Genomic DNA, 11,087 nt, shown 5'->3' on the forward strand with positions numbered 1-11,087 from the left:
CAGGGCAGGGGGCGCGCCGGCGCGGGCGAGCTGCGCCGCCAGCAGCCAGAGCAGCGGGCCCTGGCCGGCCAGCACCAGCTTGCCCTTGGGCACGGCGCCGGCCTGCTTCAGCAGGATCTGCGCGGCACCCGCGCTCATCACCCCCGGCAGGGTCCAGCCGGGGACCGGCACCGGCCGTTCCTGCGCGCCGGTGGCGAGCAGGATGCGCGCCGCCTGCGCCTCGCCCGGGCCGTCCGGGGCGCGGAAGGAGAGCAGGCCGGTCGCGGCGTCGATGTTCCAGAGCTGGGTGCCGGGGCGGTAGTCGACATTCGGCATGGCGCGGAAGCGCCGCGCCAGAAGCGCGCCGGAATCGGCATATTCGCCGCGCAGGGCGGGATCGGCGGCGGCGCGCTCGACAGCGCGGAAGATCTGGCCGCCGGGCGCCGGCTGCTCGTCCAGCACCAGCACGGACAGGCCGAGCCCCGCCGCCTCCAGCGCCGCGCTCATGCCGGCGGGGCCGGCGCCGATGATCGCCAGGTCGTGCATCATGGCGTGGCTCGGGCGGCGCGGGCGCCGCGCTGCGGCGCGATGCGCATGCCGGGGCTGACGGTGACCAGGCAGGCCTGCCGGTTCGGCACGCCGTCGATCTCGGCCAGGCAGTCGAAGCAGATGCCCATCATGCAGTAGGGCAGGCGCGGCGCGCCGGAGACGGGGGTCTCGCGGATGGCGGGCAGGCCGGCCAGCAGCACGGCGGCGGCGGCCGAGGCGCCCTCGGGCACGGCGATGGCGGTGCCGTCCACCAGCACCTCGATGGTGGCGGGGCGTTGCTCAGGCCGCGTGGCGAACATCGAAGCGTCTCGCAGAGAAGGGGGCCATCTCGGGCTCCAGGGCGCCGGCGGCGATCATCGGCGCCAGGCGGTTGGCATGGGTGCCGGCCAGCGTCACGCCGGAATGGCAATTGGCGGTGAAGGCGCCGGGGAAGCGCTCCGACTGGTCGTAGATCGGCAGCCCGTCGGGCGCCATGACGCGCAGCGCCGACCAGGCGCGCACCAGGTTCAGCTCGGCGATCCAGGGGAAGGCCAGCGCGGCGCGGCGGGCGATGGCGCGCATGATCTCGGTCCGCTGGCCGAGGTCGAAGCCCGCATCCTCCTTGCTGTCGCCGAGCAGCAGGGAGCCTTCCTCGGTCTGGCGAAGGGTGGTGCAGGGCATGGGCAGGGTCTGCCGCGCGCGCTCGGTCACCAGGATCTGGCCGCGCTCGGGGCGGACGGGGGCGTGCAGGCCGAAGCGCGGCGCGAGGTCCGCGTTGCCCAGGCCGGCGGCCAGCACGATGCGCGGCGCGCGGTAGGTGGTGCCGGCGGCCTCCACCGCGAAATCATGCGGCGCGGCGCTGCTGCGCTCGGCCCGCGCATTCGGCAGGTAGCGGCCGCCGAGCCCGGTGAAGCCGCTGTGCAGCGCGCGCAGCAGGGAGAGCGGGCTGGCATGGCCGTCATAGGGTGTCCAGCTCACCCCGGCGACCTGCGGGCCGAGGCCGGGCAGCATGTCGCGCGCCTCGGCGCCGCGGATCATGCGGTAGTCGAAGCCGAAATTGCCGGCCTCGCGCCGCATCTGCTCCATCTGCGCCGCGCGCTGCTCGAATTCCTGCTCGGAGAGGCAGAGATGCACGCCGCCCGGCTGGTGCAGCCCGGTGCCGATGCCGGTGCGCGCGGCGAGGTCGGCGGCCAGCGCCGGCCATTCCGCGGCCGAGCCGCGCGTCCAGCGCTGGTAATGCGGCGCGCCGAGCCCCTTGGACTGCACCCAGACCAGGCCGAAATTGCCACGGGAGGCGCGGAAGGCGATGTCGCCCTCATCCAGCAGCAGCGTCGCCAGCCCCTGGCGCTGCAGCCCATAGGCGATGGCGGCGCCGACCAGGCCGCCCCCCACCACCAGCGCGTCATAGCTTTCGGTTCGCATGCGCTCCCTCCGGTCAGCGGCCGGTCGGCCGGGTCGGGGCGGCCCGGAACCCCGCGCTGCGGCGCGGCGGATTCGTCGATATCCCCGAAGCGGCCCCAGGGCAACATGCGGGCAACACGCGGGCAAAGCCGGTCGCCGGGGGCTTCCCATCGCCGCCCCGCTGGCCTCTCCTGGGGGGCGCCAGGGGAGGGGGACCGGGGATGGAACTGCGCTGCACCGCCTGCGGGGAGGCCCATGCGCCCGCCCTGCTCTATGCCTGCCGGCGCTGCGGCGGCATCCTGGAGGTGGCCGGCGAAAGCGGCCTGGCGCCGCCGCCGGCGCTTTCGGGCAGCATGTGGCGGGAGGCGGCGCATCTGCCGGTGACCGAGCCGGAGGCCATCGTCTCGCTGGGCGAGGGCGAGACGCCGCTGCTGCGCGCGCCCCGGCTGGAGGCTTCGCTGCCCGGCTTCCGCGGCCGGATCTGGCTGAAGGACGAGACCCGCAACCCCACCGGCTCCTTCAAGGACCGGCTGGTCAGCGCCGGCATCAGCAAGGCGCGGGAGCTGGGGGCGCGGGGCGTGGTCTGCGCCTCCTCCGGCAATGCCGGCGCCTCGGTCGCCGCCTATGCGGCGCGGGCGGGGATGCCGGCCGTGATCGTGGTGCCGGCGCACACGCCGCAGGGCAAGGTGACGCAGATCGCCGCGCATGGCGCGGTGCTGCTGACGGTGGAGGGGCACTACAGCCGCTCCTACGCGCTGGCCGAGAAGCTCGCCGCGACGCAGGGGCTGGCCAACCTGACCACCACCTTCCTCAACCCCTGGGCGGTGGATGGCGCCAAGCTGGCGGGGCTGGAGATCGCGCGGCAGCTGGGCGGGCGGGCGCCGGACCATGTGCTGATCCCGACCGGCAGCGGCCCGCTGGTGCAGGGCGTGGCGCGCGGGCTGGCCATGGCGGGGCTGTCCACCCGGCTGGTCGCGGTGCAGGCCGAGGGCTGCGCGCCGATCGCCCGCGCCTGGGCGGGGGGCGAGGCGCGGGTCGCCGCCTGGGACGCGCCGCGCACCATCGCGTCGGGCATCAGCGACCCGCTGATCGGCTATGAGGCGGATGGCACGCTGACGCTGCGCCTGGTGCGGGAGAGTGGCGGCTGCGCCATCGCGGTCAGCGACGACGCGCTGAAACAGGCGATGCGGGCGCTCGCGCGTCAGGAAGGAATCTATGCCGAGCCGACCGGGGCCAGCCCGGTCGCCGCCCTGGCGCCGCTGCTGGCGCGTGGCCTGGTGGCGCCGGAGGCCGAGCTGGTGCTGATGGTCACCGGCCATGGCTTCAAGGACCCCGCCTTGTGGCAATCCCTGCCGGCGCGCATCCATGCGGTGGCCGACCCGGACGACCTTGCGGCGGTGGCGCGGCTCTGGGAGGCTGCGGCCGCGGAGAGGGACTGAGACGATGCGCATCACCATCCTGGGCGCCGGGGTCATCGGCGTCGCCAGCGCCTATTGGCTGCAGAAGGCGGGCCACCAGGTCACCGTGCTGGAGCGGCGCGAGGCCGCCGGCGTCGAGACCAGCTGGGGCAATGGCGCCATCATCCATGTCAGCTCCGTGCAGCCCTGGGCGGCGCCGGGCGTGCCGCTGAAGGTGCTGAAATGGCTGGGGCAGGAGGATGCGCCGATGCTGCTGCGCGCCTCCGCCCTGCCGCGCATGTGGCGCTGGGGCCTGGGCTTCCTCGCCGCCTCCCGCGCCGCGCGGCACAATGAGGGGGCGATTTCCAATCTGGAGCTGGCGCTGCTCTCCGCCCGCTCCATGGCCGAGATCCGCGCCGAGACCGGCGTGGACTACGACTATGCCGGGCAATGCGTGCTGAAGACCTTCGCCGATGAGGAGAGCCTCGGCGCCGCGCATGCCGCGCATCTGGCGCTGGCCCCGCACGGGCTGGTGACCGAATTGCTGGACCGCGAGGCCTGCGTGGCGCGTGAGCCGGCGCTGGCCGCCGTGGCCCACCGCATCGCCGGCGGGCTGTACTTCCCGCAGGACGAGGTGGGCGACTGCAACAAGTTCAGCCAGGGCCTGGCCGCCTGGTGCGCGGCGCGCGGCGCCACCTTCCACTACAACACCGAGGCGCGCGGGCTGGTGATGCAGGGCGGCCGCGTGGCGGCGGTGGCCAGCAGCCAGGGCGACATCCCGAGCGATGCGGTGGTGGTGGCGCTGGCCAGCCATTCGCCGGCGCTGCTGCGCCCGCTCGGCATCGAGCTGCCGGTCTATCCGGTGAAGGGGCTGTCGGTGACCGTGCCGCGCAGCGTCTGGCCGGAGGGGCCGCGCCACGCCATCCTCGACGATGCGCGCAAATTCGCCCTCACCCCGCTGGGCGACCGGTATCGCATCGTGGGCTCGGCCGAGGTCGCGGATTTCGACACCACCCCCTCGCCGCGCCGCATCGCCGCGCTGATGCGCGGGGTGGGCGAGCTGTTCCCGCAACTGGCGCTGGCCGATTCCGCGCCGGGCGCGGTGCGCTGGGCCGGGCTGCGGCCGATGGTGCCGGATGGGCGGCCGCGCATCGGCCCGACCCGCATCGCCAACCTGTTCCTCAACACCGGGCACGGCCATACCGGCTGGACCATGGCGGCGGGCTCGGGGCGGCGGCTGGCGCAGATCGTGGAAGATTGCCAAAAGGACATAGCTTCGGTGGCGTGACATCTGGCCGGTTTCTTGCTGACCTGTCGGGAAGACATGCCGGCCAAGGCGTGCCTGGGGACAGAAGGGGACCGCAGATGAGTGAGCAGGACGAGAAGAGCGTCAGCCTGGAGCGGCGCGGGCTGTTCGGCATGGGAGCCGCGGGCGCGGCGCTCGGCGGCGCCGCCGCCCTGCTCGCGCCGCGGGCAGCCATGGCCCAGAGCGCGGGCAGAAGCCGGCTGCAGATGATCAAGGATCGCGGCCGGCTGATCGTCGGCACCGGCAGCACCAACCCGCCCTGGCATTTCGAGGGCGCCGACGGCAAGCTGCAGGGCATGGATATCGACCTGGCCCGGCTGCTGGCCAAGTCGCTGTTCGACGACCCCAACAAGGTCGAGTTCGTGCTGCAGGGCTCGGATGCCCGCATCCCCTCGCTGATCACCGACAAGGTGGACATCGTGGTGCAGTGGATGACGGTGACGCCGGGCCGCGCCCAGCAGGTCGAGTTCACCATCCCCTATTACCGCGAGGGCGTGACGCTGCTGCTGCTGGCGCGCGGCGCCAAGTACCAGAACTACGACGCCATGAAGGCCGCCGGCAACGCCGTGACGGTGGGCGGCATGCAGAACGTGTTCATGGAGGAATGGGTGCGCAAGGCGCTGCCCCAGGCCAAGGTGGACGCCTTCGAGAGCCCCGACGCCGTGCTGCAGGCGCTGAACGCCCGCCGCATCGACGCCTACATGGCCGACCAGTCGGCGGCGCGCTGGCTGATGCAGCAGACGCCGGGCCGCTTCGTCGATGCCGGCTATGGCTGGATGCCGAACTCCTATGCCTCCGCCGTCAAGCCGGGCGACCCGGTGTGGCTGAACTGGGTCAACACCGTCTACAAGGAGGCGATGATGGGGGTGGATTTCGACTACTTCGCCGCCTCCTACAAGAAGTGGTTCGGCATCGAGCTGCCGACGCCCAAGATCGGCTATCCGAACGAGTTCGCCTGACCGCCCGGCCGGGCGGGGCACCTCCCGCCCGGCCGCTTCCGCCGCGCGCGCTTGGCCGCGCGGCCCCCGCCACCGATGGGCCAGGCATGATCGACTATCATTTCGACTGGAGCGTCATCACCCGCAACGCCGACCGCTTCGCCGAGGCGCTGGCGCTGGGCCTCGGCCTCGCGGTGCTGTCGCTGGCGATCGGCTGCGTGCTCGGCCTCGCCTGCGCCTATGCGCGGCAATCCGGGCGGATCTGGCTGTCCGCGCCGGTGCGGGTCTATGTCGAGATCGTCCGCTGCACGCCGCTGCTGCTGCTGATCTTCTTCATCTATTTCGGCCTGCCGGAATTCGGCATCTACGGCATGGACAAGTTCCAGAGCTTCGTGCTGACGCTCTCCCTCTATGCCGGCGCCTACATGTCGGAAGTGTTCCGCGCCGGCCTCGCCTCCATCCCGAAGCAGTATGTCGAGGCGGCGAAGGCGATCGGCATGCGGCCCTGGCAGCGGCAGGTCTATGTCGTGCTGCCGGTGATGTTCCGCATCACGCTCCCCAGCATCAGCAACAACCTGATCTCGCTGTTCAAGGACACCTCGCTGGCGGCGGCCATCGCCATCCCGGAGCTGACCTTCGTGGCGCGGCAGGTCAACGCCAACACCTTCCGCGTGATGGAGGTGTGGCTGACCGCCTCGGCCCTCTACCTCGCCACCGCCTGGCTGCTCGCCGCGCTGCTGCGCCGGGTCGAGCGGCGCTACGCCAGCATCCGCTGAGGGGCGCGCGATGTTCGATCTCTCCATGCAGCCCGGCACCTATCTGTTCGAGCTGTGGCAGGCGCGCTTCTCGCTGCTGTCCGGCATCTGGACCACGCTGTCGAGCTCGGCGCTGACCATCCTGGCCGCGACCCTCCTGGGCACGCTGCTCGGCCTGGTGCTGGCCTATGGCGGCGCCTTCGCCCGGTTCCTGGCGCGGCTCTATGTCGACATCCTGCGCGGCATTCCGGTGCTGGTGCTGATCCTGTTCACCTATTACGGGCTGGCGCTGTTCGGCATCAACGTGCCGGCCTTCTGGGCCGGGGTCATCGCGCTGACCGCCTTCGCCACCGCGCATGTGGCGGAGACGCTGCGCGGCGCGGTGGAATCCGTCCCCGCGGGCCAGATGGAGGCGGCCAAGGCGATCGGCCTGCGCTTCCCGCAGCGCCTCGCCTATGTGGTGCTGCCGCAGGCGCTGCGCCGCATGCTGCCGCCCTGGGTGAACACGGGCCTGGAGGTGGTGAAGGGCACGACGCTGCTCTCGGTGATCGGCGTGGTGGAGCTGCTGCTGGCCAGCCAGCAGGTGATGGCCCGCAACTACCTGATCATCGATTTCTACCTGACCGCCGGGCTGTTCTACCTGGTGATCAACGCCGCCATCGCGCAGCTCGGCGCGGCGCTGGAGCGGCGCTTCTCCTATCTGCGCTACTGAGGAGGGCCGCATGGCCGAGGATGTGCTGCTGCAGGCCCGCAAGGTGCACAAGAGCTTCGGCGAGACCGAGGTGCTGAAGGGCATCGACCTGGATGTGCGGCAGGGCCAGGTGGTGGCGCTGATCGGCGCCTCCGGCTCCGGCAAGACCACCTTCCTGCGCTGCGTGAATTTGCTGGAGGAGCACGATGCCGGCGAGATTCTTCTCGACGGCGAGCCGGTGGGCTACCGCATGGAGGGCGGCCGGCGCCGCCGCATGAGCGAGGCCGCCATCTCCGCCCAGCGGGCGCGGATCGGCATGGTGTTCCAGCAGTTCAATCTCTTCCCGCACCTGACGGCGGAGGAGAATGTGATGCTCGGCCTGACCAAGGTGCTGGGCAAGCCGAAGGCGGAGGCGCGCGAGATCGCCGGGCATTGGCTGGCCCGCGTCGGGCTGGAGGCGCGGCGCGGCCACTACCCCTACCAGCTCTCCGGCGGGCAGCAGCAGCGTGTCGCCATTGCCCGCGCGGTCGCCATGCAGCCGCGCCTGCTGCTGTTCGACGAGGTGACCAGCGCGCTGGACCCGGAGCTGGTGGCCGAGGTGCTGGCGGTGATGCAGAGCCTGGCGGAAAGCGGCCAGACCATGCTGCTGGTCAGCCACGAGATGCTGTTCGTGCGCGACGTCTCGCACCATGTGGTCTTCATGGACCAGGGGCGGGTGGCGCAGGCCGGCCCGCCGGCGGAGGTGTTTGGCAACCCGGAGAGCGAGCGGCTGCGGAATTTTCTCGGACGATTCCACGGACTGCTCGGCGGCGTGTGACGGCGGGGCGCTGCCCCGCGCCTCTCAAATATCCGCGCCCAGATACGCGGTGGCGTCGATCTCCACCACCGCGTCGGGCGAGCCCAGCCCCTGCACGATGCAGGAGACCCGGTGCGGCGGGTCCTCGGCGAAATTCGCGAAATAGACCTCGTTCATCGGCTGCCAATAGGCGCGGTCGGTGACGTAGACGGTGCATTTCACCACGTCGCGCAGCGAGCCGCCCGCCTCCTCCAGCAGGGTGCGGATGTTGTCGATGGCCTGCTGCGTCTGCGCGCGGGCGTCGCCGAGGGCGTAGCGCCCCTCGCGGTCATTGCCCATGCAGCAGACGAACATGAAGCCGCCGGCGACGGTCGCCTGGGCGAAGGGCAGCCGGCTGCGGCCGATCTTGTCGGAGGCGATGATACGCTTGGGCATGATGGGGTTCCGTCTGGCGCCACCGGGGCGCGGGGGTGGGGGCCGCGAACGGCCCCCACGCGCCGCGCCCACCGGGCGCGGCAACTGGAAAAAAGATTACTTCGGGGCGTTGACGTTCATGGCGACGGTGTATTCGTCGGCGCGCGGCTCATAGGTCAGGCCGCCGCGCATCGCCCAGATGTTCTTCTGCATGTGCAGGGTGATGAGCGAGACATCCTCCATCGCCACCCGCATCGCCCGCTTGAACAGATCCTCGCGCTTCGCGTCATCGGCGGTGCGCAGGCCCTCCTCGGTCAGGCGATCGACCTCGGGGTTGGAATAGCCGCTGAAATTGACCGTGCCGAAGCCCTTCTCCGGGATGCGGGTGGTCAGGTTGCCGCGGATGGCGGTGGAGGGCTCGCCCGAGGTCGCCCAGCCGATCAGCATGGCCGACATGTCGTTGCGCGCCTGGCGCTGCGCCAGCACGGCAAACGGCATGGCATCGACCGTGGTGCGCACGCCGATGCGCTGCCACATCTGGCCGACGGCCTGGATGATCTGCGCATCGCTGACATAGCGGTTGTTCGGCCCGATCAGCGTGATGTTGAAGCCGTTCGGATAGCCGGCCTCGGCCAGCAGGGCCTTGGCGCGCTCGACATCATAGGCCGGCGCCGGCAGGTCGGCGACATAGCCATTGGCGCCGGGCGGCATCATCTGGCCGGTCGGCAGGCCGGCACCCTGCAGCACGCGGTCGACGATCGCCTGGCGGTTGATGGCGATCGACAGCGCGCGGCGCACCCGCACGTCGCGCAGCGGGTTGCGGTCCAGCCGCTGCCCGTTCGGCCCGGTGATGTAGGGCGAGCTGTCATGCGCCGTGTCGAGCTTCAGGTAGATCGAGCGCAGCGAGGGGATCTCGGAGAAGGTGACGCCCTGGGTGGTGCGCAGCCGCGGCATGTCGGCCGGCGGCACCACGTCGATCATCTGCACATCGCCCGACAGCAGGGCGGCGACGCGCACGCCGTCATTGGTGATGAAGCGATAGTTGACCTGGCGCCAATCCGGCTTGTCGCCCCAGTATTCCTCGTTGCGGGTCATCACCACGCGGTCGTCCGGGGTGAAGCTCTGCAGCCGGAACGGGCCGGTGCCGATGACCGCCTTGCCGTTGTTGAAGTCGCCCGTCGCGACGTTGTCGCCCACCGCCTTGCAGATGATGAAGACGTTGTTCAGGTCGTAGGGCAGCAGCGGGTAGACGCCGTTGGTCTTGAAGCGGATCGTGTGCGGGTCGACGATCTCGCTGGAGACGATGCCGCGCGTGTAGATCGAGAAGGAGCCGGGGCTGTTCACCACGTTCGGCACGCGCTTGATGGTGAAGACCACGTCCTCGGCGGTGAAGGCGTCGCCATTGCTGAACTTCACGCCCTGGCGGAGCTTGAACTCCCAGGTGTCGTCGCTGACCATGCGCCAGGATTCGGCCAGGCCCGGCACCAGCTTGGCGTTGGCGTCGCGGTGCACCAGCTTATCGAAGAAGTGCTCGGCCACCATGTTGTTGGGGGAGAGCGTGTGATAGTGCGGGTCGAGCGAGGTCGGCGGCGCCGCCACCGCCAGGCTGAGGGTCTGCGCGGCCTGGGCCCGGGCCGCGCCGCCGCCGAAGGCCAGCGAGCCGCTGCCGAGTGTGGCGGCCGACAGGGCCAGCATGGCGCGGCGGCTCAGGGGGGCGCGGATGGCGGTGCGCTGCATGATAGAACGTCTCCGAAATCAGAAATGTGACTGCCGTGGTCCCTGCGGGTCCGCCTGTGCCGGCGGCTCGGGCGCGATTGCTGCATGCGGGGCCGGTCGCGTCAACGGGGCTGTGATCGGTCTCGCCCGGAATCGTGAGCTTCGGCTTGGCGGCGGGGCCGGCGCATGAGCAACCCGAACAGTTTCGAGGGCCGCCCCGACAAGCTGGCGCGCTGGGACAGCCGCTATATCGGCCTGGCGCACCACATCGCCCAATGGTCGAAGGACCCGCGCGCCAAGGTGGGCGCCGTGCTGGTCAACCAGCCGCAGGCGCGCATCGTCGCCACCGGCTTCAACGGCTTCCCCTCCAATGTCGAGGACAGCGCCGAGCGGCTGCAGGACAAGGCCACCAAGCTGCGCATGATGGTGCATGCCGAGCAGAACGCGCTGCTGCATGCCGGGCACAATGCGCGCGGCTGCGACGCCTATGTGGTGGGCAAGCCGGTCTGCAACACCTGCGCGACGCTGCTGATCCAGGCCGGGGTGAAGCGGGTGGTGGCCGCCGCCCCGCGCGAGGGCACCGCCTCCTACTGGGACCGGGTCGGGCTGCTGTCGATCGCCATGCTGCGCGAGGCGGGGGTGGAGTTCACGCCGATCAGCGGCGCCCAGCTCGACGCGCTCGGCCTCAACCGGGACGAGGCGCGCGCGGCGGAGGACCCCTTCGCCGCGCTGCAGGCGGAATTCGATTTCGGCCTGTTCCGCCCCGGCCCGCCGGGGCAGGGCGGCGGCTAGGCGCTCAGCCCGGCGCGGCCGGCGCCTCCTCCGCGTCGAAGCGGAATTCGGGCATCTCCTTCAGGGCTTCCTCGGTGGCGCCGGGCAGCACCCAGCGCTCGCTGTATTGCAGCCGGTCATAGGGCAGGGAGACCAGCCGCTGCCCCATGCCCAGGAAGCCGCCGACGCCGACGATCACGGCCAGCCCGCCCTCGCGGGTGAACACCAGGTCCTCGACCTTGCCCAGGCTGCGATTCTCGGAATTGAACACCTCGGCGCCCAGCAGCCGGCTGGCGCGCCAGCGATCGGCGTTGAGCGAGACGGTGGCGCCGCGTGGCAGGGCCTGGCCAGTGCCGCCGCGCAGGTCGTCCGGCGCCACGCTGGCCTCCGGGTGG

Annotated in this window: 13 protein-coding genes; 7 read left to right on the forward strand and 6 right to left on the reverse strand. The window is 71.4% G+C overall.

Annotation, left to right across the window (positions count from 1 at the left end):
• The 3 genes from HMPREF0731_RS08655 to HMPREF0731_RS08665 all read right to left on the reverse strand — a co-directional run.
• Positions 1 to 528: NAD(P)/FAD-dependent oxidoreductase (locus tag HMPREF0731_RS08655; RefSeq protein ID WP_007003707.1), on the reverse strand; the 528-nt coding region annotated here is incomplete at its 3' end.
• The gene (locus HMPREF0731_RS08660; protein ID WP_007003708.1) at positions 525 to 827 is read right to left on the reverse strand and encodes a (2Fe-2S)-binding protein; all 303 of its coding nucleotides are present in this window, start codon (positions 825 to 827) and stop codon (positions 525 to 527) included. The genes HMPREF0731_RS08660 and HMPREF0731_RS08655, both read right to left, overlap by 4 nt.
• The gene (locus HMPREF0731_RS08665) at positions 808 to 1,929 is read right to left on the reverse strand and encodes an NAD(P)/FAD-dependent oxidoreductase (RefSeq protein WP_007003709.1); all 1,122 of its coding nucleotides are present in this window, start codon (positions 1,927 to 1,929) and stop codon (positions 808 to 810) included. Before HMPREF0731_RS08665 ends, HMPREF0731_RS08660 begins: the two co-directional genes overlap by 20 nt.
• Positions 1,930 to 2,129: 200 nt before the next feature.
• Between HMPREF0731_RS08665 and thrC the strand changes: the two genes are divergently transcribed.
• The 6 genes from thrC to HMPREF0731_RS08695 all read left to right on the forward strand — a co-directional run bounded on the left by thrC (position 2,130) and on the right by HMPREF0731_RS08695 (position 7,812).
• A complete protein-coding gene (thrC, locus tag HMPREF0731_RS08670; RefSeq protein WP_007003710.1) occupies positions 2,130 to 3,347 on the forward strand; it encodes a threonine synthase in 1,218 nt (405 codons plus the stop codon).
• A gap of 4 nt (positions 3,348 to 3,351) precedes the next feature.
• Positions 3,352 to 4,593, forward strand: a complete 1,242-nt coding sequence (locus HMPREF0731_RS08675) for a D-amino acid dehydrogenase (RefSeq protein WP_040612584.1) — start codon at positions 3,352 to 3,354, stop codon at positions 4,591 to 4,593.
• A gap of 77 nt (positions 4,594 to 4,670) precedes the next feature.
• On the forward strand, positions 4,671 to 5,570 hold the full coding sequence (locus HMPREF0731_RS08680; protein ID WP_007003712.1) for a transporter substrate-binding domain-containing protein: 900 nt from the start codon (positions 4,671 to 4,673) through the stop codon (positions 5,568 to 5,570).
• 86 nt (positions 5,571 to 5,656) lie between these two features.
• On the forward strand, positions 5,657 to 6,325 hold the full coding sequence (locus tag HMPREF0731_RS08685) for an amino acid ABC transporter permease (protein ID WP_007003713.1): 669 nt from the start codon (positions 5,657 to 5,659) through the stop codon (positions 6,323 to 6,325).
• A 10-nt stretch (positions 6,326 to 6,335) separates the two neighbouring features.
• The gene (locus HMPREF0731_RS08690) at positions 6,336 to 7,016 is read left to right on the forward strand and encodes an amino acid ABC transporter permease (protein ID WP_007003714.1); all 681 of its coding nucleotides are present in this window, start codon (positions 6,336 to 6,338) and stop codon (positions 7,014 to 7,016) included.
• A 10-nt stretch (positions 7,017 to 7,026) separates the two neighbouring features.
• Positions 7,027 to 7,812 (forward strand): amino acid ABC transporter ATP-binding protein, encoded by a 786-nt coding sequence (locus HMPREF0731_RS08695; RefSeq protein ID WP_007003715.1) that lies wholly within the window; start codon positions 7,027 to 7,029, stop codon positions 7,810 to 7,812.
• Between the two features lie 24 nt (positions 7,813 to 7,836).
• On the opposite strand, the gene HMPREF0731_RS08700 is transcribed toward HMPREF0731_RS08695, so the two are convergent.
• Both HMPREF0731_RS08700 and HMPREF0731_RS08705 read right to left on the reverse strand, forming a co-directional pair.
• Positions 7,837 to 8,226 (reverse strand): RidA family protein, encoded by a 390-nt coding sequence (locus HMPREF0731_RS08700; protein WP_007003716.1) that lies wholly within the window; start codon positions 8,224 to 8,226, stop codon positions 7,837 to 7,839.
• Between the two features lie 96 nt (positions 8,227 to 8,322).
• Entirely contained in the window at positions 8,323 to 9,942 is a 1,620-nt protein-coding gene (locus HMPREF0731_RS08705) for an ABC transporter substrate-binding protein (protein WP_007003717.1), read from the reverse strand.
• 165 nt (positions 9,943 to 10,107) lie between these two features.
• Between HMPREF0731_RS08705 and HMPREF0731_RS08710 the strand changes: the two genes are divergently transcribed.
• Complete coding sequence (locus HMPREF0731_RS08710; protein WP_007003718.1) at positions 10,108 to 10,713, forward strand: deoxycytidylate deaminase; 606 nt, start codon at positions 10,108 to 10,110, stop codon at positions 10,711 to 10,713.
• Positions 10,714 to 10,717: 4 nt separating this feature from the next.
• Here the strand turns inward: HMPREF0731_RS08710 and HMPREF0731_RS08715 are convergent.
• A partial coding sequence (locus tag HMPREF0731_RS08715) for a PRC-barrel domain-containing protein (protein WP_007003719.1) occupies positions 10,718 to 11,087 on the reverse strand: 370 nt, incomplete at its 5' end.

The organism is Pseudoroseomonas cervicalis ATCC 49957, from assembly GCF_000164635.1.
GTDB classification, from domain to species: Bacteria; Pseudomonadota; Alphaproteobacteria; order Acetobacterales; family Acetobacteraceae; genus Pseudoroseomonas; species Pseudoroseomonas cervicalis.